General features: G+C 45.4%; 23 protein-coding genes. 9 read left to right on the plus strand and 14 right to left on the minus strand.

Annotation, left to right across the window (positions count from 1 at the left end; translation table 11 throughout):
* Positions 1-614: 614 nt before the first annotated feature.
* The 6 genes from ACSYSY_RS09685 to ACSYSY_RS09710 all read left to right on the plus strand — a co-directional run bounded on the left by ACSYSY_RS09685 (position 615) and on the right by ACSYSY_RS09710 (position 5246).
* Positions 615-1424, plus strand: coding sequence for a DUF4942 domain-containing protein (locus ACSYSY_RS09685; RefSeq protein ID WP_491708299.1), 810 nt, complete (start codon positions 615-617; stop codon positions 1422-1424).
* A 246-nt stretch (positions 1425-1670) separates the two neighbouring features.
* Positions 1671-1829 (plus strand): hypothetical protein, encoded by a 159-nt coding sequence (locus ACSYSY_RS09690; RefSeq protein WP_491708300.1) that lies wholly within the window; start codon positions 1671-1673, stop codon positions 1827-1829.
* Positions 1830-2578: 749 nt separating this feature from the next.
* Entirely contained in the window at positions 2579-3277 is a 699-nt protein-coding gene (locus tag ACSYSY_RS09695; RefSeq protein ID WP_491708301.1) for a hypothetical protein, read from the plus strand.
* 53 nt (positions 3278-3330) lie between these two features.
* The gene (locus ACSYSY_RS09700; protein ID WP_491708302.1) at positions 3331-3483 is read left to right on the plus strand and encodes a hypothetical protein; all 153 of its coding nucleotides are present in this window, start codon (positions 3331-3333) and stop codon (positions 3481-3483) included.
* A gap of 737 nt (positions 3484-4220) precedes the next feature.
* Complete coding sequence (locus ACSYSY_RS09705) at positions 4221-4520, plus strand: TrfB-related DNA-binding protein (protein WP_491708303.1); 300 nt, start codon at positions 4221-4223, stop codon at positions 4518-4520.
* 150 nt (positions 4521-4670) lie between these two features.
* Complete coding sequence (locus ACSYSY_RS09710) at positions 4671-5246, plus strand: LPD29 domain-containing protein (RefSeq protein ID WP_491708304.1); 576 nt, start codon at positions 4671-4673, stop codon at positions 5244-5246.
* 100 nt (positions 5247-5346) lie between these two features.
* Here the strand turns inward: ACSYSY_RS09710 and ACSYSY_RS09715 are convergent, their stop codons facing one another.
* The 3 genes from ACSYSY_RS09715 to ACSYSY_RS09725 are packed head-to-tail and all read right to left on the minus strand — an operon-like array spanning position 5347 to position 7455.
* A complete protein-coding gene (locus ACSYSY_RS09715) occupies positions 5347-5940 on the minus strand; it encodes a hypothetical protein (protein WP_491708305.1) in 594 nt (197 codons plus the stop codon).
* Positions 5928-6842 carry a DEAD/DEAH box helicase family protein gene (locus tag ACSYSY_RS09720; protein ID WP_491708306.1) on the minus strand — a complete coding sequence of 305 codons (915 nt, stop codon included), beginning with the start codon at positions 6840-6842 and terminating at the stop codon, positions 5928-5930. Before ACSYSY_RS09720 ends, ACSYSY_RS09715 begins: the two co-directional genes overlap by 13 nt.
* Positions 6843-6846: 4 nt before the next feature.
* On the minus strand, positions 6847-7455 hold the full coding sequence (locus tag ACSYSY_RS09725; protein WP_491708307.1) for a hypothetical protein: 609 nt from the start codon (positions 7453-7455) through the stop codon (positions 6847-6849).
* A gap of 198 nt (positions 7456-7653) precedes the next feature.
* Between ACSYSY_RS09725 and ACSYSY_RS09730 the strand changes: the two genes are divergently transcribed.
* From ACSYSY_RS09730 to ACSYSY_RS09740, 3 genes are read left to right on the plus strand one after another with little or no spacing between them, the layout of a single operon-like run.
* A complete protein-coding gene (locus tag ACSYSY_RS09730) occupies positions 7654-7953 on the plus strand; it encodes a hypothetical protein (protein WP_491708308.1) in 300 nt (99 codons plus the stop codon).
* 53 nt (positions 7954-8006) lie between these two features.
* Entirely contained in the window at positions 8007-12410 is a 4404-nt protein-coding gene (gene mobF, locus ACSYSY_RS09735) for a MobF family relaxase (protein ID WP_491708309.1), read from the plus strand.
* Positions 12411-12422: 12 nt separating this feature from the next.
* Positions 12423-12845: a hypothetical protein gene (locus tag ACSYSY_RS09740; RefSeq protein WP_491708310.1), complete on the plus strand. Its 423-nt coding sequence runs from the start codon at positions 12423-12425 to the stop codon at positions 12843-12845.
* Positions 12846-12848: 3 nt separating this feature from the next.
* On the opposite strand, the gene ACSYSY_RS09745 is transcribed toward ACSYSY_RS09740, so the two are convergent.
* The 11 genes from ACSYSY_RS09745 to ACSYSY_RS09795 all read right to left on the minus strand — a co-directional run bounded on the left by ACSYSY_RS09745 (position 12849) and on the right by ACSYSY_RS09795 (position 24057).
* Positions 12849-14693 carry a type IV secretory system conjugative DNA transfer family protein gene (locus tag ACSYSY_RS09745; protein ID WP_491708311.1) on the minus strand — a complete coding sequence of 615 codons (1845 nt, stop codon included), beginning with the start codon at positions 14691-14693 and terminating at the stop codon, positions 12849-12851.
* Between the two features lie 243 nt (positions 14694-14936).
* Positions 14937-15983: a P-type DNA transfer ATPase VirB11 gene (gene virB11, locus ACSYSY_RS09750; RefSeq protein WP_491708312.1), complete on the minus strand. Its 1047-nt coding sequence runs from the start codon at positions 15981-15983 to the stop codon at positions 14937-14939.
* Positions 15984-15992: 9 nt separating this feature from the next.
* The gene (locus ACSYSY_RS09755; protein ID WP_491708313.1) at positions 15993-17081 is read right to left on the minus strand and encodes a TrbI/VirB10 family protein; all 1089 of its coding nucleotides are present in this window, start codon (positions 17079-17081) and stop codon (positions 15993-15995) included.
* Positions 17078-18061, minus strand: a complete 984-nt coding sequence (locus ACSYSY_RS09760) for a TrbG/VirB9 family P-type conjugative transfer protein (RefSeq protein ID WP_491708314.1) — start codon at positions 18059-18061, stop codon at positions 17078-17080. The genes ACSYSY_RS09755 and ACSYSY_RS09760 overlap by 4 nt, the downstream gene beginning before the upstream one ends.
* Before the next feature lies 1 nt (position 18062).
* Positions 18063-18305: a hypothetical protein gene (locus tag ACSYSY_RS09765; protein ID WP_491708315.1), complete on the minus strand. Its 243-nt coding sequence runs from the start codon at positions 18303-18305 to the stop codon at positions 18063-18065.
* Between the two features lie 28 nt (positions 18306-18333).
* Positions 18334-18825: a VirB8/TrbF family protein gene (locus ACSYSY_RS09770; RefSeq protein ID WP_491708316.1), complete on the minus strand. Its 492-nt coding sequence runs from the start codon at positions 18823-18825 to the stop codon at positions 18334-18336.
* A gap of 170 nt (positions 18826-18995) precedes the next feature.
* Entirely contained in the window at positions 18996-20117 is a 1122-nt protein-coding gene (locus tag ACSYSY_RS09775) for a type IV secretion system protein (protein ID WP_491708317.1), read from the minus strand.
* A complete protein-coding gene (locus ACSYSY_RS09780; protein ID WP_491708318.1) occupies positions 20114-20506 on the minus strand; it encodes an EexN family lipoprotein in 393 nt (130 codons plus the stop codon). The genes ACSYSY_RS09775 and ACSYSY_RS09780 overlap by 4 nt, the downstream gene beginning before the upstream one ends.
* 1 nt (position 20507) lies before the next feature.
* Entirely contained in the window at positions 20508-21299 is a 792-nt protein-coding gene (locus ACSYSY_RS09785; RefSeq protein ID WP_491708319.1) for a type IV secretion system protein, read from the minus strand.
* The gene (locus ACSYSY_RS09790) at positions 21296-23704 is read right to left on the minus strand and encodes a VirB4 family type IV secretion/conjugal transfer ATPase (protein ID WP_491708320.1); all 2409 of its coding nucleotides are present in this window, start codon (positions 23702-23704) and stop codon (positions 21296-21298) included. Before ACSYSY_RS09790 ends, ACSYSY_RS09785 begins: the two co-directional genes overlap by 4 nt.
* Positions 23704-24057 (minus strand): VirB3 family type IV secretion system protein, encoded by a 354-nt coding sequence (locus tag ACSYSY_RS09795; protein ID WP_491708321.1) that lies wholly within the window; start codon positions 24055-24057, stop codon positions 23704-23706. The genes ACSYSY_RS09790 and ACSYSY_RS09795 overlap by 1 nt, the downstream gene beginning before the upstream one ends.
* Positions 24058-24067: the final 10 nt, after the last annotated feature.

Genomic DNA, 24067 nt, shown 5'->3' on the forward strand with positions numbered 1-24067 from the left:
TTGAGCGACCTGATAGTCGCTTCTTCCCTTCCCTGTTGTGCCCTCAAACCACAGGATATTCACCGGAACGCCAGCGCTTGATGGCGCGCTTATCCGGTGAATATCCTGCTCCGCTTCGCTCCGGCCTACGGCTGGATTGAGGGCACAACCTATTCCCATCGTGAACTACAGAGAAGCTTGCCCACGCTTACCACAGGTTATCCGCTGAAACGCCAGCGCTTGATGGCGCGCTTATTCAGCGGATAACCTGCTCCGCTTCGCTTCGGCCTACGGCTGGAAAGCATGGACAAGCTTAAGCCGTGGGGTTCTGTCAGCCTGATATGAAGCATCATGCCTCACCAGACAGCCTACGGCTGGCCTACGGCGCTCCCGCTCTGCGCTCGCTCTGGTTTGTAGGCTCTTTCCTATACTTACACCGTATCAGCATTGAAGAAGTAATTGATGTTAATATTTGTTAAATGTAATGATATTTATTCATAATAAATTTGAATAAAAAGTTTAATCATTTTGATTTTTATTGTTGATATATTTAGTTTTTTACGGTATATAATGTTTATCAACAGACGTTGATAGGTTGGCTCTCACCAAGAAGAGCAAAAAAAAGGAACTATATTATGTCTAACGTGCCTATGTTAAAAGCTGATCTCAACACGATTGACGAAAATCGCTCAAAGGCAATTGCATTATTTGAAGAAGCTTGGGGCCTTATCAAACAAGCTCAAATATGTGTTGAAGTCGCTACAATGGGAGATCGTTATCAAATTCTTCCTCAAAGAGAGTTTTTTGACCTCATGATTGAAAAAGATAGTTATAATCCGCCAAAAAACACATTTGACAGAGCTGCTTTGACGAAAGCTATTGATAAAAAAATCTGGCAAAATCTTCTTATGAAAAGTCCTCTATGGGCCTTACTAGATAATGAAGGCAAAAAATCTTTTAGTCACGACATGGCAGAAAACCCAATAGACGCCACTAAAGAAAATATTATTTCAACATTTCGCAACCTTCAGGAAAATTCAACAGTTTATTTTGATCGGGGTGTAGTTAATCTATTTCGCTCTTTAAGTGGTAAATATAAATCTAATGACCCTTTTCAGATTAAGAGCAAGTTTATTATTAAAATTTATTCAGATTCTTATTTTTTGTTTGAGACAGAAAACAAAAGGAAATTAGTTGACCTAGATCGGGTTGTCCACATTCTGAACGGGAAAGAATTTCCTTCAGCTTATCTCTATGGTCTGGATGGAGCGGTATCAGAGGCTAAAAAAGATTTTGGAGCATTTGAAACAGAATTTTTTTCCGGGAAAGTCTGTAAGAATGGGAACGCACATGTCGAAATTAAACAACCGGAAGTTGTAAAACAGATTAACCGTATCATTGCTCATTATTGTGGTTCGGTTATCCCTTCCAGAAAACCAGTTTAACGCCTATCAAGTGCGATGTAACTACGTCGCACTTTTCTCTTACTCCTTTAGTGTTTAATGTGAGTTTAAAATTAAAAGTGCTGTTCGACTCATATGACCGACAGGTCTCGCCCTAGACGTTCAGGAAGGTCGTGTAATTTTATGACTACAGCAACTAAAGTACGACGTAGACATGTCGCGCTATTCCCTCATACCTTCAATATCTGCGATGTTGTCTGGCTCATTGAGTGCCAAGATGAAAAGGGTATGTTCTGGCATATCTTACAGTATGATAAGCCTCTTGTTAAACGTCCTTCAGGATGGATCAAAACCGTTAATGGCGTCTCTTATTCATTACTTGGTAAAGCAATCATTACCGAACAGGGACGTGAGCCAGGGACGGTTCGATATAAACGTGTGAAATAAAGGAATTTTTCAAGATGACTAACTCAAATTGGACGTTCAGGAAGGGCGGGTAAAAGGTAAGCTGCCAATGGCAGCTTAATCATATTGAGCGACCTGATAGTCGCCTCTTCCCTTTCCTGTTGTGCCCTCAAACCACAGGATATTCACCGGAACGCCAGCGCTTGATGGCGCGCTTATCCGGTGAATATCCTGCTCCGCTTCGCTCCGGCCTACGGCTGGATTGAGGGCACAACCTATTCCCATCGTGAACTACAGAGAAGCTTGCCCACGCTTACCACAGGTTATCCGCTGAAACGCCAGCGCTTGATGGCGCGCTTATTCAGCGGATAACCTGCTCCGCTTCGCTTCGGCCTACGGCTGGAAAGCATGGACAAGCTTAAGCCGTGGGGTTCTGTCAGCCTGATATGAAGCATCATGCCTCACCAGACAGCCTACGGCTGGCCTACGGCGCTCCCGCTCTGCGCTCGCTCTGGTTTGTAGGCTCTTTCCTATACTTACACCGTATCAGCATTGAAGAAAGAAACCTTGCTGCTGTTCAAGTCGCAGCTAACGAAGTTCGCGCGATTGAACGGCGGGAAAGAGAATTGATAGAGGGATAAGCAGCCATAGAAAAAAATGTAAGAATTAAATTATTTCTTCAAAAAAGTGTTTACTGCTATTGACTAAATAATATTTATTATGTATTGTCTGAATATAGACAAAAGGAGGCGGCAACCTCTGGTCTATATAACCACAACGGAGATAATACAATGTCTGAAAAGTTTACTAAAATTCTCAACGAAATCAGAGAAAATTATATTAATTGTAGCGAAACGTCTTGCGATCTTGGTAGCTTTACTGCTCAAGAGTATTTCAGACTTAGGTTCACTACTGGTGTTAATTTTTATGCCGAAGAATTGAAAACAGAGGATGAGCGTAACGCCTTTCTGGACGCAGCAAAGGCGACTGGTGATTATATGACAGACGATGAATTATTTGATTATATGACAGGCGTAGAATTATTTGGCAACGAAGAAGCAAACCGGGAAAGGCAAGTGGTAGTAGAAGAGAGATTCCAAGTATGTTTCAACGAGAAGAAAGCCTTAAGAGCCACAAAGTTCAATAATCTTCTTGAAGAAATTCGCTCAGAGGCAGTAAAGGAATCTTATGAATTTTTTATCATTAAATATCCTTCTTCAGTGGATTTTGTGGCTGGAAGCCTGAAAACTGAAAAAGAACGTGACGACTTTATCGCAGCAGCACGAGCATCTTATGAAAGTTTTATCATGAAATATTCTTATTCAGTGGATTTTGTGGCTGGAAGCCTGAAAACTGAAGAAGAACGTTACGACTTTATCTCAGCAGCACGAGCAACCGGAAATTATATGACCTCTGAAAAAATGCAGGAGGTTTTTAAGAATTGTTCCTCCTACGGTATCGAGCACGGCTATTATCAGATGAAACAATAAATAATAGAGGCTGTGGAGGCTGGAAACGGCCTCCATATGCAGGAGGCAAGGCTATGGAATATTTAACAGACGATGAACGGAAAATCGCTCGGAAACTGAAAGCTGCCAATGGCAGCTTAATCATATTGAGCGACCTGATGGTCGCCTCTTCCCTTCCCTGTTGTGCCCTCAAACCACAGGATATTCACCGGAACGCCAGCGCTTGATGGCGCGCTTATCCGGTGAATATCCTGCTCCGCTTCGCTCCGGCCTACGGCTGGATTGAGGGCACAACCTATTCCCATCGTGAACTACAGAGAAGCTTGCCCACGCTTACCACAGGTTATCCGCTGAAACGCCAGCGCTTGATGGCGCGCTTATTCAGCGGATAACCTGCTCCGCTTCGCTCCGGCCTACGGCTGGATTGAGGGCACAACCTATTCCCATCGTGAACTACAGAGAAGCTTGCCCACGCTTACCACAGGTTATCCGCTGAAACGCCAGCGCTTGATGGCGCGCTTATTCAGCGGATAACCTGCTCCGCTTCGCTTCGGCCTACGGCTGGAAAGCATGGACAAGCTTAAGCCGTGGGGTTCTGTCAGCCTGATATGAAGCATCATGCCTCACCAGACAGCCTACGGCTGGCCTACGGCGCTCCCGCTCTGCGCTCGCTCTGGTTTGTAGGCTCTTTCCTATACTTACACCGTATCAGCATTGAAGAAGTCGTTAGATGATGGTCAGGAAATTCATAAACTTAAATATTTAATCTTGTGGGACATTGGATTAGTAAGATAAAATCTAAATGCGGCAGTGTAGCAAATCACTAACCGTTTTTCGTTGTGGTTAACGACAAAAAGCCCCGAGCCTTGCCGGGTTCGGGGTTTATGTGTTTACTGCTATTGACTTTTAGCGCTGAAGCGTCTATCTATAGCCATAGAGACAATAACCACGGCGGAGACATAGAATGTCTAAGATAACAACTATTCCACCGGAACAGTTTGAAAAAATTGCACGCACAACGCGCATTGAAGAAAAAAACCTTGTCGCTGTTCGAGCTGTTTTGGTCGACGGACGGCAGCAAAAAGAAGTCGCCAATGAATATAATCTGAGCAAGCAACATCTACATGCGACGGTGCAACGAATTATAAAACGAGCGCACGAAATTCCTCATGGTTGGGTAAAGATAGAAACGTGGCTCCCCCCATCCGCAGCTAATGAAGTTCGTGCGATTGAACGGCGAGAAAGAAAATTGATAGAGGGATAAGCAGCCATAGAAGAAAATGTAAGAATTAAATTATTTCTTCAAAAAAGTGTTTACTGCTATTGACTAAATAATATTTATTATGTATTGTCTGAATATAGACAAAAGGAGGCGGCAACCTCTGGTCTATATAACCACAACGGAGATAATACTATGCAAAGCATTTACTTTTCACCTTCTGAGACTGCAAAGCTTGTTCGTAATCAATTAAAAAAAATATTCCCTACCGCTAAATTTCGGGTAACTAGTAAAAGTTATTCTGGAGGAGGTTCTATACAAGTTTCATGGCAGGATGGCCCTTCAAGAACTCTGGTCGATAGTGTCGTCAGCTGTTACGCAGGTGGCCGTTTTGACGGTAGCATTGATATGAAAATTTCTGTTCGTCACTGGCTTCTTCCAGATGGATCGGTGAAAATTGCCAGTAATCCAGGTACAGAGGGAAGCATGGGGGTTATTTCCTCCGAATATACGAAGATTCCTAATCCTGATTGCAAACTGGTCTCTTTCGGAGCTGACTTTATCCATATAGACCGCAGTATGTCGCATTCTTTTGCGGAAAAATTGCTAGCCCGGTTAATACGTAAGGGTTTGCCTGAAGATACTCTGGAAATTAAGACTTATGATGACGATCAAGCCTATATTGTTGCTTCTAATAAGTCTAATGATGGCTTTTTCTGGGAACGTCGTGCCAAAATCGAAGGTGATCGCTTTATGGTAGTGAAGTTATAACTTTTAGCCCTTTCCTTTTTACTAAGGCAAAAATGAAAGGGCTTTTTTCACTTTTGCAGGCCAAAAAAACGCGAACGGCAGGCTAATCGCCTGCCGTTGATTATGTAGGCGGGAAAGGTATATGCGGCGTATCTAGCCAAAGAGCAAGCGCACAACCTTTCGTCCCATCTGGACTTGTACTAATTCGATCTCCCTTACAGGATGCAAGGGCTTTTTCAATATCATTTGCACGGATTAACCGGTACCAATCCGCAGCCGCTCTCGGGTTGCTCTTCAGAGCTTCAGAGAGTCCAGTTGCCATTCTCATAGTGGAGACTGTTCCGTTAGTATGTCCTTGCCAATAACCAAAACTTCCAGCCATTACACAGGCAATGATCACAAGTGCACCCATACCAAATGAAAGCCGTCGTAATTGACGTGATATTGTGCCTTTAGTGGCGTCACTTACAGCACGAGCGGTAGTAGCTTCCAACCGTAATAATGTGGATTCCTCTAAAACATTAGCTTTGTAAATGGTGTAGGATGCTCCTAGTAGTTCAGAAAGAGAGCTAATTACAGCACCGAGTGGATCATTCCTTAACCCTGCCGTTAAAATTGCACCCTCTAACTTTTGTTGTGCGCCACTTACTATCGCAGCTAGTTCCTCCGGGGAGGTCACACTCTCCCCGGTTTTATTTTCGTTCAAGGCAGCCATGTTTTAATGCCTGCAAGTTGGTTATCCATAGCATTAAGCCATGACCTTACTCGGGACCGATCAAATGCGCCTAGCGGCGACTTCCCTGCTCCGGTTTCACCATCCCGTGCTCCACTGAATGTGATACGACGAGCTTCAATAGCATCTGCTACTAGTAGGCGCGGCATAAACGCGGGTACCGCTCCATGTTCTAGCGCGGTTTTCATTACCGAATGACGTAGTACACGTCCGAAAGCTACTGCTTTTGTAATACCCGGCTCCATTGCCGCCTCATTCATTATAACGGCCGTGGCAGGGGGAAAGAAATCACGTGATTGCATAGTCGCGATCGGAGAAAGATCATCCTCCTGCGGGCCGATTAGATACAACATCACGAGAGTCGCTCCCATGTCTGCTACTAATGCTGACAGCTCAGGTAACTCTGTTACGAGGCGGCGTAGGGTGGTATCACCACCCCCTAAGTCGATTACCGCCGAAACTTTATTATTTAACGCATATTGAATGAATTTTTCTAACCAGCGGAGTGATAGAGCAGGATCGTCTGCATTTGGTGGTTGTTGAACTCCTTCAAAGTAGGAAGCAAAACTGGCATTTGTTGGGTCTAAATCAGCCATAGCGAGAATGGCATCTCTATTAAGTGCTTTCTCTGTCATCCAACGTAGGAGCGTGGTTTTTCCTGTCTTTCCGCGCCCAGCAACGAGGATGATTTTTGGTCGGTCACTAAGGTCAATACCATCCACTATGTTTGCAGTCGTATCCTTCACTGTAATGGGAAGTGATACTGTCACTTCTGGCGTATCGTCGTCAGCATCGAAAGAAAATGGAGCAGGGGCCTTCGCTTTCGATATGGCCTCCTTGGTATTAGAGTGCTGAATTATCTTGTCAGTTTTTGTCTGGCTCACTATTTTATCCTTTCTCAGAAAAGAGAGTTTTTAAGACTTCATCTGCGTTCTTTTTGGTCTGGTACGTAGGTGAAGTCTTTTTTTGTTCGGTTGTACCCAAAGAAGTTACGGGTTTTCCTTTAGCAAATGAAACGGTTCCAAATTGGAATTCGTCATCATCCGTCAAACCATCCAGTGCGAGACGGGATGAGGTGGGTTTTGCTTCTGGTTCAGGATCAAGCGCCTGCGGTATTTGTTGCTTATTGATAGGATCAGTCATAGTGACAAATACCTTGCCGACGTTCCCAAATCGAAGCGACCCTTCGAAAGTTGTAGAACTTTCGTGCGCAGCCCGTTTTGCTTTTGCTCTTGCATTTTGTGCACGGGCTTTTGCTGCCTTGCTCCGCAAAATTGTTCCATTCCACGGTGTGTCGGTTGCATAGGCGATTCCAGCACAATCAAGAGCACGACCTATGTCAGACCAGCTCCAGCCCTCTTCGTGGATTAAATCGGAGACTTTGCGCTCATTTTGACGCAGCCATCCCATTACTGTTTTCGAGCTGTTTCCGGCTTGTGCGAACTCGTCCGCTAAGGCTTGTACTTCGCAATCAGGGCGTGTGTGCTTAATTGGCATATGAGCACCGTGAACTATTTTTGATGTTTATACAAGTCTTTTGTATCCTCTTTTGTATCCTCTTTTGTATCCTCTTTCGTATCCTCTTTCGTATCCTCTTTCGTATCCTCTTTTGTTTTTTTTAGTGAATTCAGTTAGTATGACAGACCATTGCATCCGTATGGATGCGATTTTTCCATCCTGAAAGGGAGATTGAATATGGCGGACAAGGCACAACAGACCGAACTAGAAGCGGGCATTGATAGCAAATTGGATGCGTTGTTACGTGTTCTTAGTCAGCTCTTGGAAGTGGCTAAGACCAATGGAGAAAAATTGGATTTACTAGTAAAGGATGCAACCGAAGAGAAACCCCCTAGTCCTATAGTGACTGTTCTTTCTGAGTTGGTAGAGAGCATAAACGAACAGAGCCAGTTATTAGCTGGGTTGCCTAGTGCGTTGGTTAAGGCGCTTGATGGCATCGAGGATCAAGATAGTCTGGATGACCGGTCGGAAAAATAATCATGCTAACATTTCGGAAAGGTGCTGGTGCATCCAGACAAGGCGCTGGTGAAATGGTCGATCACTGGCGAGAGGAAACTTTGTCACCCGAGGCACAAGCTTTGGCTGATTATTATACCCGTGGACTGGAACATACTGAGCCGGGAACAGCTGCTGTGCCTCGTCGGAATATGCACCCACTGGTTGCAAAGGCATTAGGGCTTGATGTAACGAAAACTGTTTCACGGGAGGAAATGATTAATCTTCTAATGGGACTGCGTGCGGATGGAGCGCCGATACCTGGGCGGATAAAACGGAAGTCCACAAAGGTGACCCAGAGGATTACCTATTATGATTTTACGTTTTCTGCCCCCAAGTCTATGTCCGTTGCAATGGCATTGGCTGAGACAGAAGCTGAGCGCCACTTTATCGTTGGTATCCATCGGGACGCTGTTCAAGCATCTATGGAATACCTTGAGACGATTATAGGACATGCCAGAAAGGGCAAGAACGGTTCAAAAGGGTCTGTTCCCGGTCATATAGGTTGGGTACAATTCGATCACTATACGGCTCGGCCAACCGTAATGATTCCTGTCACTATAGGCGATGAAAATTGTACTATAGTGGAACCTGTACGTCCTATTGGCGGTAAGGTTGCAGGTGATATGCAACTACACACGCACGCTACAACTTTGAATATGGTAGCGTGTGAGGACGGTTCTATCGGATCGCTAGATACGGCTGCGTTGCATGACGTGGTGAAGAAGGTCGGAGCATTTTATCAGGCACATATAGCCACAGCATCGAGAGCAGCTGGAATAGCCACTAGCCTCGACCCAGAAACCGGAATGGCACAGTATGATGCCGTTCCTAAGAACTTATGTGATTTATTTAGCAAGCGTACATCAGACGGTGATAGCTTGGCGCGTGAATACGCTGTTAGCCAAGGGGTTGATTGGGATCTGTTACAGCCTCTTGAGAAAGCGAAAATGTTAAAAGGGGCAACTAATGCCTCTCGCCGTAGTAAAACAGACGACTTAGCCGATTGGGAGGCATGGCGAAAGCAGGCACGTGATGCCGGATATTCAAGTTTATACGTTATGAATAGCGGCCCTAAAGGGCAACCAATGCCCGATTATAAGGATCGGATTGAAGCTGCTTATAATGCTGCTTTGCCAATTTTGGAGGAAGAACTTAAATCACGGGCAACCATGCTTTTGTCTGTAGTAGAGACGGCTGCAACAAAAGGCTTGATTGCATCAGGGATACAGAGCGAAAAAGATATAGATGCAGTTGTAACGCTTATGAAAGAGCGTGGCGTGCGTCAGAATGGTGAAATGGTATCACTGATCCTTGCAGAGGTTGATGCTAATGCCGCAGGATCGGACAATGGTTTGCGTGGCAAACTTACTTATATCACTACTAGTAAACATATTAAGCTAGAAAAAGAGGTTATAGAGAGGGTTAAGAAGGCGTCTGCTGACAAAGCAGGGGCCTTGCGTCAAGACGAACTAGAGTGGGCTATTTCAAAGGTTGAAAAGCGGGACGGTCTGAATTTCTCGACTGGTCACGGGGCCGAGCAGCGTAAAATAATTGAGGCATTAGCAACGGGCGGTCGGTTTTGTGGTGCCGTTGGGGTGGGTGGTGCAGGGAAAACTACGCTTTTGCGTCCACTTGTAGAAGCGTGGCAAAATCCGTTGGAAGAATTTGTTGAGAAGGGGTCAACCTATCGACAGGTTTATGGAATAGCTCTGGCGCGGCGGCAAGCTGACGCTTTGGTTGATGCGGGTATTCCAGAAGAGAATACTATGCCAATCTTTCAGTTTTTAAAACGAACGAAGCCAGATGAAATACGAAATCCTCTCTTACTAAATGAGAACAGCGTTATTGTTATAGACGAGCTTAGTCAGGTTGGAACTGTGCAACTGCACGAGCTAACTATGTTACAACAGGAACTAGGTTTCTCTGTGGTATGGCTGGGAGACAACAAACAGAATCAGGCGGTCGAAGCAGGGTCTTCTATAGACCTTCTTTCGAAAGCGCGAGGGAAAAATGAACAGTTTCCAGAGCTGCTGTCATCTGTTCGTCAGAAGCGAGAAAGAGATAGAGAAACTGCTTTGCTTTTTCGAGAAGGTAAGGCAGAAGAAGGACTTTTTCGTTTGTGTGAAGATAATGCGGTTTCTCTTGTGCCGGGGGGGGCAAAGGACGCAATAATCAAAGTTGCTGACCTTTGGGAAACACTTACAAAGGAAAATAAGGATAATCCCGAATATAGCTTATCAATTTCTGCGACAACCAATTTAGAAGCCCGTGAAATCAGCGAGGAAATTCGCAAGCGGAAAAAAGCTAGTGGCTTATTGGGTGAAGACGTAATGAAAGTGGAAGCTACAGACCAGACCGGGCAAGCACGTTATGATTTATCACTAGCCGTTGGTGATCGTCTTCGTTTGTTTCGTTGGACACGAGCTAGTTTTAAAAATGGACGTCAGGGTAACTTAGGAAACAACGGATCAGTTGTGACTGTTACGGACATATCCCGAGATGGACTTACGTTAAAAAATGCACGAGGTAATGAGGGTTTTGTCAAATGGGATACGTTAACTGATCGTGAGAGTGGGCGCATACAACTGGCATATGGGGAAGCTCTCACGATTGATGCAGTTCAGGGGCTGACATCGTTTGATCATATTAATTCGCTTGCATATGGCTCAAAAAGTTCTAATTCCTTTCGGAATTATCCAGCGCAATCCCGAGCAAAGAACCGGTCTATCATGGTTTTGTCACAAGGTGTCGAAGCGCAGGATATTAAGCAGAAAAGGGCGTTGGGTGATAATCGACCTATTACTGATCAAGATATTTTTGCCAATGTGGCAGAGCATCTTTCGGCTATGCCTAAGAAAGAGTTGGCTACGGACCTTATAGAAAGAGCAAATAAAATATATGAGGCAACCACAGGAAATTTTTCTGGTCTTCTTATAGAGAGTGAGAGACGATCCGCAAAAGGAAAAGAACCTTTTACTAAGTCTAGACGAAATGAACAGAGAAGAGAAGAAGAAGCTGTTCGAAAAAATGTTGATGATATAGCACGTAATATCAAAAAAAATACAGAAGAAACGCGTAAATTACTTGGATATTTCCATTCTAATCAGGAAGAATCTGAAAATAAGAAAAAGGATACAAAAAAACCTTCTCAAAAGAAAAACGCGAACACGAAGGCTGATCAAGCGAAGCGCCGTGATGCGGCAAAAAGACGCATCGTTGAAATACTTTCGGGGAGAGAAAAGGATCAGAAGAAAGAGAGCACTGAAAAACGTTCTACATCTTCAGGTACAGGTTTACGGTTTCAGAAACAGCGCCAATTTAATGAGAATGATGTAAGAAGTGAGTTTTCAGAAGCATTACGCCTAGCCGGTTTGGATGTGCAAGGCGATCCTAAGATGGACGGACAGACCCACTATGTATCTCTGATAGGAGGCAAAAAAAGCAAAAAAGCAGGTATGTATCGAGCATATCTTGATAATGTTCCAGCAGGATTCATTAAAAACTATAAAACAGGAGCGGAAATTCACTGGAAAGCCTCAGCTCCGATTATTCCCATGACTGATGAAGAACGGGCTGCTTTTCGTAGGCGTATTGAGGCTGAGCGAGCGGCACGAGAGTCCGAAAGATTGCAGCGTGAAGAAAGTGCCGCACGGAAAGCTGTTTTTATGTGGAATAGGGCTAAAGCAGTCACAACACATCCATATCTTATAGAAAAAGGGGTGCGTGCGCACGGAATCAGGCAGAACCTTCGGGGTGAACTTTTAATTCCCATGCGGGACGTGACAGGCAAGCTCTGGAATATTCAGAGAATTACCAAGGACGGAGCCAAACTTTATCTAAAAGGCGCAAAGAAAACTGGCCTGTATGTCAGGCTAGGCCCCCCCCCGGTTGCTGGTGTACCAGTTATGATTGCGGAAGGATATGCAACAGCGGCAACCATGCGCGAAGCTACAAATCTCACAGTCCTAGCTGCGTTTGATGCAGGTAACCTGAAACCAGTAGCCACTGCTCAATACGAAGCTCGTCCCGATACGAAAATTATTATAGCGGCGGATAACGACCATCATTTACCAGTGAAAGCAGATCATCCGCAACCAAATGTTGGCAAGGTGAAAGCTGAAGAGGCCGCGCGCTTGGTAAAAGGTTTGGTTGCTCTTTCGCCATCTGATCCTGTTAGGGCGGCGAAAGGTACTGGCACAGACTGGAATGACTACGCCAAGGCTCATGGATTAGAAACAATCCGTAATCAGATTAAGACGCTCTTTAACGAGAAAGGAATTATTATGCCAGAAAAGCAGCAAACTACACATAGGACGACACAAGCAGAACGTGACGCAGCGCGTGCGCGTACAACAGGGACACGGCGATCTTCCGAGCAAGAAGCAGTATCATCCCGTCAAAATCAAAACAGGCAAAGCCAAGCTCCACAAGCGTAAGGAGAGAGAATTATGGGTCTTCCCCGATCTTGCACAGACTGCATATTTTTTCGTTACCACGATGAACAAAAAGCAACGGGCTTTTGTCACCGTCACGCACCTGCACCGGCAGATGAAGAGTTTGAAACTGTTTACTGGCCTATTGTTCCAGATAAAGCCCGATGCGGGGGAGGGGAGGCGCAGAGTGAAGAGGAGCCTGCTAATTGCCTTATATGTGCGGATTGCGAGCATTGGTATCAACCAAATGATCAACCAATTACACCGGATTTTCGAGGTGATAAGTCGCGCGATTGGTGGGCTAATTCTGGGTATTGCACCCGTTTTGCTCCGTCACCTTCTAATGAAGCGGAGAAACACATTTATTGGAAGGTTACAAATGCTATTGATGGCTGTGGGGATGGAAATAAAGTCTTACAACAAGAAGAGAATGAATAATCATCATCGAATGGGAGAGCGAAACTTATCTGCCTCAAAATCCTTCATCATATCTGGTCTTCTAAAGTAGATGGCGCGGCCGCATCGAATAGGGTTTCCACCACCAGTTCGGAAGATAATTTGTTCATCAGTGCGCATCCTGTTCCGAACCTCTGAGGGTTTGATGAGGCTGCGGCCAACTTCTGTAATACCATAAGTGTGTCCACGGTTTCTTGAGGTGTTTCGAGTTCCTATTTGATTGTTGGCAGATTGACCTTCCGTGAAAGAAAGAGCAGTGAATGTACCACATCCCTTAGAAATTTCAGTGGCCGTATAGTCATCATTAACCGCTGCGAACATTTGCCATGATGAACTTGCAAACCATGCTGTCATACCTTCTTGTTTCCAATTATCCTTAGCTTGTCCAAGATTTTGCCAGATCATAAGCAGAGTTATTTTATATTTTCGGGCATTATCGCGAGCAGTAGCAAGCGCGCTCATGCGCTTAAGTAATGCTACTTCGTCAAGTAAGAATAGTATTCTGTTATTTACCTTGCCTTCTGCACGATAAACACCTTGCAGCAGGGACGTTATTACTACCCGAGCAAGTTCAGGTTGTTGCTCTAGTATAGTCATCGGTATTTGAATATACACGGTCATATTTTCACGTGTTAAGTCAGCCGTAGTAAAGTCATTGCCGGAAACCATGTCGGCAAATGAATCGATCATGAGCCAGCTAAGATCACTGATCGCATTAGCATACATACCAGAAAATGTTTTCTGAACCACACCTGAAAGGGTACGGGCTAAACGCCGTGCAAGAGAACTTTTTGATTCATCCGCGATTTCCTGTAACAATCCTTTCATTTTAGTTTCTGGCGTAGTTATCAACTCCATAAATCGCTTAAGGGTTTTTTGCTCTTTGGGAATACTTTCATCCCAGAGCATATGCGCCAAAAGGCAGCGTTGAAGGTCTTTTCCGCGCTTATGGAACATACCATTATCGCTATCTGCCTCCTTTGGTTGTTCTGGACCGATGGTTTCAATGATACTGACAAGATTTTGCTCTGCTAGAGGATCGGTTGTGTCAATCCAATCCAGAACATTAAAGCCATGTTGATTTAAACCGACTGAATAGATTTTCTGGCCTGCCTTTTCTCTTAGGTGAGCACTCATAGGTCCAGCTTGACAAGATGGGTCTAGAACAACCATAGAACCTTTCCAGCCATAATGCGGATGAAGGGTAGGAATAACGATGGCGGTCGTCTTGTAGCCACCTGAACCAGCAAAAACTAGACCATGTGTAGCAGCGTTGGTAGCTGGGTCGACTAACAAGGGGGCAGTGCCGCCTTTCCCCCAAGTTTTGCGATTTTCTGGATCAAATGCCTTGCGAGCGCCCCTGTCTTCATCAACACGATAAGCCTCCCCAATGACAATGCCTCCCCATTGTGGATGAGGGCCGGGAAAAAGAGTCTGTACATCTTTCATTGCCATCCAATTAGAATCTCCGTGAAGGGTAGAAGCGGCACGTACAGGCTTAGGAAGATGTTTGGAATTACCTGCTGGACGGAGTTTATAACGACCGCCAAGATGAGCATTGGTAATAGCCACAGTAATAAGGACAAAAATCCCAAGAACTATTACCAGAGGAACAGCAGCAGCTATATCAAGGCTTTGTCGGACAGCGCGTTCATCGGCATAAAGTTTGAAATAAGTAATCCAGCAGTATAATTTTTCTAGGGGAGTGAGTTGATTATCTACACCTTCGAGTTTGGCAAATATTAAAGATGCAGTGATGATGGTAGCAATCAGCAGAGTCAGAACACCAAGGGTACCTATTAAAGCCAGCATTACTAAGTTTTTTTTCATTTCCTGAATCTCCGGGCCATAGCTTTTAAGATAATTTGTTGATGCCAACGGCGATGCCAGCGAAAGAAAAACACAGGGAGCATTAGTATTCCCAAAAAAACACAACACACCCAAATTCCGGAAATTATACCTCCAACTTTCGAAAAAGTTTCTATATCTCCCGGCTCAGTGATTGGTATGATGCCAGTTTTGATGAAAGCACCAAGTAATATGAGAAGGCCAAAAAAAGTAAGAACGACATATTTAATCAAATCCCACACTCCCGATATTATATTTTATCTCTGGTTCGAAGTATATTGAGGAAATATATCGTTCATCTGTCACTGTTTTTTCGCAGTGAACCACAATGTCGATTAACCCTCGCAAGGTTTTATGGATTTCTTTATCACCCAGACGCCCGCCTGTTTCATGCTGTTTTGCCATCAGTGTTAGAGCCGTGAACGCGACTTCCGTATTTTCAGCGTGCATACTGGTCATACCGGGATGACCAGATGCTAGAGCACGCATATACGCCCATGCAGCACCATCACGAAGTTCTTGCATTAGTAGCCAGTCCATATCCATACGTAACCCTGCCTCAATACATTCTTCGGCCGTGTGGTTACTGACTGACTGTTTCCCTTTCGGATAAAATAAATTGATAATGTTGCGGTGTTTTAGACCAATAATTTCTGGCATATCCTCGACTGTTACCAGACGCAGATTAAGGGGGATCGCAGAGACAAACGATTTTAGGTAAGTAGTTTTCCCGGTGCCTACCTCGCCGGCCCAAATAATGTTAAGCCGGTTTGCGACGGCGAGTTCAAGCATTTCGCGCCAACGTTTTTCACCCTTCAATTCCTGAAGGCGAGCGATGATATTATGTTCTGGAGGTTCGGAACTAGCGCGCGCCCGAGAAAAAACCCCTTGGGTTTCTAGCTCTTCTGGCGAATAAACCCGGCTAGACGGACGCCGGATCGAAAAGCAGTAATGTCCAGACGCCATCGCGGGGGGACGCACAATCTGGACACGCTGACCGTCTGGCAAACTAGTAGAACAAAACGGCGCATCAGGAGAAATGTCTTGTCCGATCCAAGCTGCGGCACATACGGCAATATCATCTAAATCAGACCATGTAAAAGGAACCGTAAGTTCCTCTCTTTCTCCTATTCTTTTTGTGAATATGCGGGTAAATCCGGGTTTCTCTGGGTCAGGGCCATTGATATGAATATCAGTAATGAGTGGATCATTCAGTATATTCTCTATAGGTTTCAAGAGCCATTGAAGTTGATATTTCAGGGCTTCGGACATGACTGTTCCTTATTTGTCAATAGCTATATCAGTATAAGCCCGATCAAATGGTATATACTGCATAATTGTGACTGTCAGTGGCTGGGCAGGATTGCGATATAATTCAGGTGCAATATTTAGATCATGTGAAAGCGCCATCTGGCCCAGACCTTGAAGTGTTCCAGTATTGAAATTAAGGTTATGCGAACGTTGGGTGAGGTTTTCTGCAACCTGTCCTCCGACTTCAACGGCGGTGAGTAGAAGCGCAGCACGGAGCTTCCGCCAGAGGTAATCGTTGATTTCGCCCGGTACACCTGTTTCGCCTAGGCTATCTCCTGCGATACCTTTGAAGTGGATCGGGTAGCCGTGCAACGTGAGTATATCCGTCCAAACAACGAATAGACGCCGTTCTCCATTGCTTAACCCATTTTGGACCTGTCCCATAACGGTTGAGCCGCGCTCAATGAGCACGTTTGTTCCATCCGCACTCCATACAGGATCAACCACAGTACAGTTGACAGGCCCCGGAAATGCTGATGTTAAAGCTCTATCGGGAAGGCAATGGAATGTTTCATTCTTTTTTAGAAGGAAATGAAGGTTATAAGGCTTACCAATTTCAGCCGCTTCGACGTTGGTAGTTTTAAGCCTACTACCAAGAGCGGTATTGTCGCCTTTTACATCATTATGTTCTAAAACCGGTTGTGTGAGTCGGCCGCCATTCCATCTGTCTGGGAGGGAAGAAGACGATTTAATTTCCGTGTTTTTGGGGGCATCAAAAAAACCAATGATAGGGACTAAAGGCAACGATGACGGTGCAGTAGAGGCACTAATTGGAACTGGAGGTTCATTGCCCCCGTGGGCAACGGTTGGTCGTAATACATGGACTGGAATAGCCGGAGGTACCCACGGCCGACCAGTTGAGTATTGAACGGCTTGCCCGTTATCAGATTTCTTTGAGGGCCATAAACCCCAAACGAAAACGCCACCTACTAGGAGGGTAACAGTAGCAGCTATTCCTATCTTGATTGCAGGCGAGACAACACGTCGTCCTCGGTTCAAATCATCAAGTTTGTCTTCTTCCGGTAAAGAAGAGTTTGAATTATTCTCTTGTATGCTCATTTTTGGCCCCCATTTACCAAAACTTCGGCATTTTGGGTGGGTTTCCGAAGTATATCTGGATCACTAGACAATGTTCCAGATGTATGCCCGATTGGGTCATATCCGGCATTTATAATGCCGCAGGCCCGTTCTCCACGACGAAGAATGATCTTCGGGACCACGGTATGAATCACCATCAAAGTCCCGTCTGGAATATCCCTGAAAGAGGATTGAACGAGAGCTTCTTTATTATCCTGATCCAAGATATAGGGGGCTGGTAAAGTGGAATGTGGTGCAAAAAGTAAGGTGGTTTGTGTGCCATCGTCAGATACGCCCCGTTCGACTTTAGGGCCAATAATATCACATGAATGGTCGTTCTTTTTGATGTTCTGGCGTAGATATTTCCAGTTTCGAGTAGCATTGAAAATAGATGTATCGAGCCGTGCTTGCGCAGCTGCTTCTTCTGCTTTTTCCTTTGCTTTCCGGTTCGCTTCTATACGTTCTGCCTGTTGTTTCGCGTATTGTGCCGCAGCAACATCAGGATAAGTCATATTTACAGCAATATACGTTTGAGGGTCAGTCGGGCCGGTACCGGTCCGCGTATCAAGCTGGAATTTGTAATATCGCAGACCTAGGCTAGGCGATTTCGTCAATACGAATAGAACACTTCCAGCCGGAATGTTCTTCTGTAAAGGCTGTAGAATAAAAGTATTATCGCGTGGTGCGATAGTCCAAAAACGCGGCACAGGAGCTTTATTATCTTTTCCGTCTGGTATCTTCTGAACGTAAACACCAGCAAAATTGATAATCTGTTCGCCTTCCTCTAATACAACCTGAATAGGTGCGAGATCAGTGCTAACTAGATGTACAATTTGTGTACTGAAATACGCAGCGTGACGCACACGGGGGTCCATCTTGCCTGCAAGAGGCTCTTCAAGTGCGTAGGCCGGAACAGAGGCTAGCATGGAAGCGCCAAGCAGGGCAAAAAAGAGTTTTTCCATGTTATTTCGCCTTTTCACCTGTTGTAGCGTCTTCATGTGATTCATATTGCAGAACTGATACTCCTGCGGGGTCGAATTGCTGTCGGATATTCCACGGGAGTTTGCCATTTTTGAAAAATGTCAGATGTCCGGTTTTCAGGTGCGTAACAGGAGTTCCTGTCAAGGAGAGTTCATTTATAACCACCTGAAATGTCTTGGCATTTGGGCCATCAGGGATAAGTTTGATATTCGTGACTTCTGCCATCCCGTTTTTCCCGTACTTATTACGTGGATTATCTACGTGGATTATCTGGATTTGTTGCGGATAACATTGTATCTTGATAACGGTTCTGCTCTGCCCCGAAAGACATAGCGGAAACAGAGTTATAAGCTTTTTCAGAGCTGGCGTAAGAATAACCTTCTCGCAGCGTAATATAGGTGGAAAGACTATTGTCCAAAGCCGCTGCTTTTTCGTCAGCAGTTAGATCGTTATATTCGCGAGGGGGCGTATATGTTCCATTATCGTGCATAATAGCGACCATAAAACGATCACGTGGAACTGGCCGGTGCAATACTAATAGTGTTGACAACACTGAATACACGAAAAGAACAATGGCAGCTGCCCAACCAGCATTAACGCGCATCATTATCCAGCGACGACGTTCCCTATCAATTTCATGTGTTTCTTCAAAATGAGCGCGTAATTCTGGAAAATCCGCAGGACGAGGAACTAAACCTTCAGGTGGAGGCAAAAACTCATTTGGATTATTGTTGGTATTAGACATTTATCGAGTTTCCTGACTTCGCGGGACAGTTGGATTATCATTAAACTTCCAAAGACCGGGATTGAGTGGCTGCAAAGGTCCGTGTGGATTAGGCAATTTGCGGTGTTCGGCACAGCCCGCTAAAAGCAGAGTAACGAGCAGGACAAGAGAGCGCATACTTAAAATATCCTTTATGTAGAAGGGGGAGGTAGTAAACGCGGTGGGGGGGGTAATGCGCGAGGAGGAGCCGCCAATGCGGCAGGAGCGCTATGGCTGATCAACGATCCTGACGATGGAGCGAATGACGGTGGGGGAAGTTGAGGTGTCGGAGATGATCGAGACATGCTTCCACCACCACCGCCTCCTGTAGAAGGCATTGCGGACGCGCCCAATGATGAAACATGGCTGCCACCTGTCTTGCCTCCACCACTAGTTGGCAGTTGGGGAATTATCGGTAGCAAGGACACCGTTACACCGGTCCCAATGGAATAGGCTATTGTAGGCAGGGAATAGATTGCGAAGGCACCGAGGCATACCCAGACAACCATAGAAATTAGGTTTTGTAGTTCAATCACTACACTGGCAACGCCAGACGAAGACTGCATGTCCGCGACAAACTCTTTGTCACCTGTCAGCACAATTTGCAGTGTGATGATGGCCGACACTTGTAGAACGATTAGTGCAACTCCTTTACCGACCCAACGTTCAAATATCGGCCGTGTAGCATCAAAAAGAGCCATGGCAATACACGGGATGCCAAGAATGATGATAATTGCGAAGAGAAACTTGCTTATTAGATAAACCGCAGAAATTAGGATCAACCCGATTGAAACCATCAATACTGCCAGCTCGATGCCTAAGCGTGTGCCAAAATCCCAAAAGTTAGTTTTGCCGTAGAGGGTTCCAGTAAAACTCCACATCTTTCCCCAGATAGAATCTAAGGATGCGGCCGTTCCACTTACCCCATTAGTGGTTGGCGCAGATATTCCAGAAATGGCTGTATTTAAGGCGTCTGGTATCCCTTTATAAAACAGGCTGACAACATAATAATTGAAGGCTTGTAGATTTGTGCAAAGCCAAAAGATTATGCCTATTTTCATCATTGTGAAGATGAAGTTATTCAGAACACTAAAATCGCCCCTCATAACTTTGGTGCCTATTATAGCGAGGTAAAGTGTAGCCGCGACAGCCAATGGACCCCGGATATTCAATGACAAACCCTTAATAGCAACTTGCATAGCGGCGTCGATTGCTGAATCAAATTTGACCAGAAACGACCCAAAAGGGGACATAAAGACGCCTAAATTACTCATTTTGATAGCGCCTTAGACATACGTGCTGCGGCACATTCACCTGCACTCGGTCCAATTGATCCACTTCTACCCCGTTGACACTCTGCTAGGGTGGCTATTCTGGCAATAGGATTTCGGTCCCAATATGTCCGATCTGATAGTTCAGGATCAGTTTCAGCGCGGTGAAATTTTTCTCGGCCTTGAACAGTCCAATCGGCCTGTTGAGCATTGATGCAATTCAAATCGGCTTTACTTAGTTCGGCACCGGAAAGGCACGTCGTGATAAGATTCTTCCGTTCTGCATCGTGAGAGACATAATAGGAAACCGAATTTACGGTTTCAGCTGCTGCTATGTTCCCAGCTAAAAATGTAAGGCTAGTTCCGAAGAGTAGAGCAAAGATGGCTTTCATATTAATTACTCCCCACAGAAGAGGTTTGAGAAATATTACCGCTATCGGCGGCCGTTGCCGCAGCTTCGGCAGCAGAAGACAGACTATCGCTACCTTCTCGCCATGCCTGTTCTTGGCGTTCTTGTTCTGCCTCTTTTTGCGCTTTCTGCATCATGAGCGTTGCTTGCGCTTGCAAATTCTGGTTTTGTGTCATGCCGTTTTCGGCATTAATCCTAGTATTGAGGTCCATTACATCTTTAGGGTCTTGAGCAGTGGACAGCCGATTAAGAAGCTCCTGCATACCTTGAGAACGAGCGCTTGAAGCTTGTAACAGGCTATCAGCAGCGGCCATTTCCCCGGCTGTAGCCTTGGCGCGCTGATTAATCCATTGCGCAGATTGATCGCTCCCATTTGGCGTATAAATCTGGTTCTGGTTCTGGAATTTGCTGATTTGTGTAGCTAAAGTCCCATTAAAGCTCCCCGTCCCTTGAAGCTGCGCTTCAAGCTGGCTGACTTCGGGTAGAGCTTCACGCACCATAGGAGATTGCAACAACGCAGCGACTTGGGTCGCATCAGTTAGGTGAGCAAAAGACGCATAGAAGTCCGAGAGCTTATTAAGCTGATCTTTCGAATAACCAGCAATCGAAGTCACCTGACTAAGCTCTTTTTCTCCTTGTTGAGCCATCATAAGGAGTTTTCCAAAGTTTGCAGAATCAAATACAGCCCATTGAGCATGAGCAGGGCGAGCTGTGAGAGACATAGCCCCCACGCTTATTGCTACACCGAGCATGGCTTTTTGAATCAGATTATTCATGCTACTTTCTCCTGTTTGCGGGGAGCCTTGGACAAATTAGGTGCAAGGCGTTCATAGTGAGGAACCCATTGTTCTGGGTCTTCTCCGTGTTCCTCTTTCAGATCATTCATCAGATCAAAAAGAACATCACGTCCAGACAGTACCGCAACTTTATCCAAGGCTCCGCTAAGGTCGTTGCGGCAAATCACAGACTGGCTCGGCCGTTTTAAAAGGAAGCCATGTCGCATGAGGGGAAGTGTTGAAGTCACTACCCGAAATTCAGAGGGGGTTAATCCAAGACCATTTATAAGATCAGCTGGATCAGCTGCTTCGTCACCGAAGAAAATCTTGTTCGGAGTACTTTGCTTCAGAGTATGAGCAATAGAACTATTCAGAGCATCATGAGCGCTTTGCGTAGCCAGAACAACTACCCCTTCACGTTTACGGATGGTCTTAAGTAGGTCATGAATTAATGCAACCAGAGACGGTACACCTAGGGCCTGCCATAGTTCGTCAATTACTAACAGAAATGGTGTTCCGTTAATTTGATTACGCACCATGTGCAAAAGATATGCCAACATAGGTCCAGCCACTTCTGCATTTTTTAAAAGTTGGGTTGTATCAAATCCGGTCATCCGGGTGCCAAATGCTACCGCATTAATCTTTCCATCAAACACCCATCCAAGTTCTTCACCCTGACACCAGCGTGTCAGTCGGTCACGTGCTCCGTTCCTAACGCGATGCGGAAGCATATCGCGCACGCCAGAAATACTTCGTAACTCTGGTGGCATACGAAGTTGCAGGCGTAATGCTTGTTTTAGTCTGCCTTGCTCTTCTAGAGTCAGAATATAGTTGTCTTCTCCTGCAATGAGTGAACGGAAAAGGCGTCGTAAAAAACTATGACCAGTCGGAGTATCTGGAGTTGTCAAAAGCGGTTTGCACCCGGAATCACTATTTTCGGGAATTACTAGATATTTGCCACCTGCTGCATTGACTAACGGGGCCAAACCTAAATCTTTGTCAATAACGACAATCCGCGCGCCTTGGCGCTCGGTCCCTAGTATTGTGGCACCCAAGAGTGAGGTTTTACCTGATCCAGATGGACCAATCACAAGGGTACTTCCCAAATCTTCAGCCGGAATTGCCAGTGATCCAGCAACATGCCAATGAAAGAAATATTCTGTATCGGCTGTTGTTCGAAGCGTCATCACAGGCGCGCCCCAACGACCATGATAATTCCCTGTTGGAACGTTATTTAATGCTGCTAGAGATGCGAAATTGCGTGTGTTAATGCCAGCTGGACGTGTTGCCCAAGACCTGTTTCCGGGCAGCTGAGCGAAAAAAGCAGCTTTAAGAGCGGTGCTTTCACGTGCAACGGTAATCTGCGCATTAGCAAGCGCTGTAGTTGCTGTATAGGTAGCAAAATCAAGCTCTTCCATTGTTCGCCCGTGCAACGCAACAGAACAGTGATGAACACCACGGGCATAAACATCAGATTGTAATTCGTCCTTAGTTCGTTCTAGATCCGCGAGCTGGGATTTTGCTTCATCATTCGATGACTTGAGTTGACGTTCCTTGTGTTTGATTTTGTTTAAAGCCTTGGCCTTCTGGGTGAAGGAAAAGGAATTGGTTAAGGTCAGTGAATATGGCGCTCTTAAAAGCGGATCAAACATAATCGGGGTAACCGGAGCTGGATATCCAGCAAAGCCCAAAATGGCACCGTATGAATTTCCAATATCACTTCTGATACCATAAGCTCGGCTCCCGAAAATTAATTCTTCCGGGCAAATAAGTTTACCCATCCGAGTCATACCTTCGGCTAAACCAATAGGTCGAAAACGACCATGTAAGATCATATAAAGAGCTTCTGCTATTTCCATGAACCAGCGGCCATTATCATAACGCAATCCCAAAGGTCTGCACCCATAACGCCCTAGTGCTGATTGAACTTTTCGTCGGTTATCGCCAAATTCTTGCAGAAAGTTTCTGTCCGTCATAGGAAGGGAGTTAGGGCCGCCAATCTTCCGACGCATATATTCAATCAGCCCTTCCCCTTCATTAATCGAGTTTTTCCTTAGAACCGTCACAAATAAATTATTGTGATACAACGTATCAGACAGGCACTCATTTATGTATGCGCTGTCAAATCGTTGTCCAAACCAACTTTTACAGGGGGCCAAAGGAGTAGCACGATTGTGTCCAATACGTGACAGATGGACCCATATCTCTACATTCAAGTCAGCAACATTCAACATCATCATATTGAACTGATCGCGGATGCGAATAATTGTGTCAGACGAGAGTAAATCTGTCGGGCTTCCTGCCACATGGAACATGGAGAAAACACTCCCATCTGCATTGATGATCGTGTTTTCGTCATAGTAACCGACTTGTGGCAAAAACTTCTTAATTATGTCTTTCGACATTATTTAGAGTCCTTCACATCTGGATTAATACCATCCCACTTGTTCGTTTGAAGAATAGGAACGACCAGTTCTCCCCCATGCTTTGAGTGATTGGCAAAGAAAGAGCCACTCTTCCAGCGGAGCCAAAGGAGACGGGGATAATTTCGGTCTTTTGCAACTAGAGCACGCCCGATTGCGAGCATGACCGGCATCAGCAAAAGCCAGAAAATGTTATATGTAATGACGACCATAAGAGCCGGTAAGAAGATTGCTACCGGCAGGAAAGCAAAAGGCACACCTAGTGGAAGAGCCGGGCGCGTATCTGCTAGCGATATACGGTCTACAGGAATAAGATCATCACCCGGCGCAGCCATATAGTCAGCC

The sequence above is a fragment of the Aristophania sp. ESL1100 genome (assembly GCF_058511235.1).

Coding starts and splice junctions, on each gene's coding strand:
- ACSYSY_RS09685 (WP_491708299.1), top strand. CDS start 615: ATGTCTAACGTGCCTATGTTAAAAGCTGATCTCAACACGATTGACGAA.
- ACSYSY_RS09690 (WP_491708300.1), top strand. CDS start 1,671: ATGTTCTGGCATATCTTACAGTATGATAAGCCTCTTGTTAAACGTCCT.
- ACSYSY_RS09695 (WP_491708301.1), top strand. CDS start 2,579: ATGTCTGAAAAGTTTACTAAAATTCTCAACGAAATCAGAGAAAATTAT.
- ACSYSY_RS09700 (WP_491708302.1), top strand. CDS start 3,331: ATGGAATATTTAACAGACGATGAACGGAAAATCGCTCGGAAACTGAAA.
- ACSYSY_RS09705 (WP_491708303.1), top strand. CDS start 4,221: ATGTCTAAGATAACAACTATTCCACCGGAACAGTTTGAAAAAATTGCA.
- ACSYSY_RS09710 (WP_491708304.1), top strand. CDS start 4,671: ATGCAAAGCATTTACTTTTCACCTTCTGAGACTGCAAAGCTTGTTCGT.
- ACSYSY_RS09715 (WP_491708305.1), bottom strand. CDS start 5,940: ATGGCTGCCTTGAACGAAAATAAAACCGGGGAGAGTGTGACCTCCCCG.
- ACSYSY_RS09725 (WP_491708307.1), bottom strand. CDS start 7,455: ATGCCAATTAAGCACACACGCCCTGATTGCGAAGTACAAGCCTTAGCG.
- ACSYSY_RS09730 (WP_491708308.1), top strand. CDS start 7,654: ATGGCGGACAAGGCACAACAGACCGAACTAGAAGCGGGCATTGATAGC.
- mobF (WP_491708309.1), top strand. CDS start 8,007: ATGGTCGATCACTGGCGAGAGGAAACTTTGTCACCCGAGGCACAAGCT.
- ACSYSY_RS09740 (WP_491708310.1), top strand. CDS start 12,423: ATGGGTCTTCCCCGATCTTGCACAGACTGCATATTTTTTCGTTACCAC.
- ACSYSY_RS09745 (WP_491708311.1), bottom strand. CDS start 14,693: ATGAAAAAAAACTTAGTAATGCTGGCTTTAATAGGTACCCTTGGTGTT.
- virB11 (WP_491708312.1), bottom strand. CDS start 15,983: ATGTCCGAAGCCCTGAAATATCAACTTCAATGGCTCTTGAAACCTATA.
- ACSYSY_RS09755 (WP_491708313.1), bottom strand. CDS start 17,081: ATGAGCATACAAGAGAATAATTCAAACTCTTCTTTACCGGAAGAAGAC.
- ACSYSY_RS09760 (WP_491708314.1), bottom strand. CDS start 18,061: ATGGAAAAACTCTTTTTTGCCCTGCTTGGCGCTTCCATGCTAGCCTCT.
- ACSYSY_RS09765 (WP_491708315.1), bottom strand. CDS start 18,305: ATGGCAGAAGTCACGAATATCAAACTTATCCCTGATGGCCCAAATGCC.
- ACSYSY_RS09770 (WP_491708316.1), bottom strand. CDS start 18,825: ATGTCTAATACCAACAATAATCCAAATGAGTTTTTGCCTCCACCTGAA.
- ACSYSY_RS09775 (WP_491708317.1), bottom strand. CDS start 20,117: ATGAGTAATTTAGGCGTCTTTATGTCCCCTTTTGGGTCGTTTCTGGTC.
- ACSYSY_RS09780 (WP_491708318.1), bottom strand. CDS start 20,506: ATGAAAGCCATCTTTGCTCTACTCTTCGGAACTAGCCTTACATTTTTA.
- ACSYSY_RS09785 (WP_491708319.1), bottom strand. CDS start 21,299: ATGAATAATCTGATTCAAAAAGCCATGCTCGGTGTAGCAATAAGCGTG.
- ACSYSY_RS09790 (WP_491708320.1), bottom strand. CDS start 23,704: ATGTCGAAAGACATAATTAAGAAGTTTTTGCCACAAGTCGGTTACTAT.
- ACSYSY_RS09795 (WP_491708321.1), bottom strand. CDS start 24,057: ATGGCTGCGCCGGGTGATGATCTTATTCCTGTAGACCGTATATCGCTA.